Here is a 671-nt window from a genome sequence, read left to right as displayed (position 1 = left end):
CGGTTCTCGGATAGGTTCTAAGTTCTTCATCTCATTCATCCTTGATCGAGAATAGTTTTTTTAGAATGCCGACAAGCCCCGACACTGGGGCTGCTTGACGGCAACGAGATTTAGATGATCGGTGGCCCCGCATTCTTCGCGGGACTCAAAAACTTTTCGGTCATTCGTTGCGAGCGATCGCGAAGTAGTTGGCTGGATCGGCCTTGACCTTCTTCACACAGCCACGACAGCAAACGAAGAGTGTTTCACCGCCGACCGTCACGGGGACGGGGTCGCCCATCGAACCGAGCGGTTCCCCCATCACGGGGCAGAGCTTGTGATTGATGACCCCGCCACCGCTTGCCACCGCAGGTTGGTGAACCATCGTCTGCTGCTGAGCCACCGCCTGGGGGGCCATCATGACACCGCCGGTGTCATGACAACTGGCCCCGCCAGCGGAAGAACTGCCGCAACCTCCGCTGCCGCAGCCACCGCCGGTTGCTCCAATAGAGGCGTAGCGATCGCGAGCGCATCCGGAGAGGACAAAAACGAGTGTGAATGCTAGCGGTAAAGCCAGCGATGCGATTCCCTTCGACATGATTCCCTCGATTCCCTGAGAGGTTGATGTTTGTAGTTCGTTCGGATGGTTTAATGCTCAAGCCGACCGGTTCCTTCACGGATTTCCTCCTCGA

The 671-nt window shown here is 57.1% G+C and carries 1 protein-coding gene; it reads right to left on the bottom strand.

What is annotated here, in order from left to right; translation table 11 throughout:
- Positions 1–160 precede the first annotated feature (160 nt).
- Positions 161–577, bottom strand: coding sequence for a hypothetical protein (locus tag B2R17_RS24590; RefSeq protein ID WP_286766099.1), 417 nt, complete (start codon positions 575–577; stop codon positions 161–163).
- Positions 578–671 lie beyond the last annotated feature (94 nt).

This window comes from Rhodopirellula sp. UBA1907, from assembly GCF_002337565.1.
In the GTDB taxonomy this organism is placed as follows: Bacteria; Planctomycetota; Planctomycetia; order Pirellulales; family Pirellulaceae; genus Rhodopirellula; species Rhodopirellula europaea.
The sequence above is the reverse complement of the archived record's forward strand: the minus strand, read 5'-3'. Positions and strand labels throughout refer to the sequence as shown.

Bases quoted from the DNA above. Each gene is read 5' to 3' on its own strand.
- B2R17_RS24590 (WP_286766099.1), bottom strand. From the start codon at position 577: ATGTCGAAGGGAATCGCATCGCTGGCTTTACCGCTAGCATTCACACTC.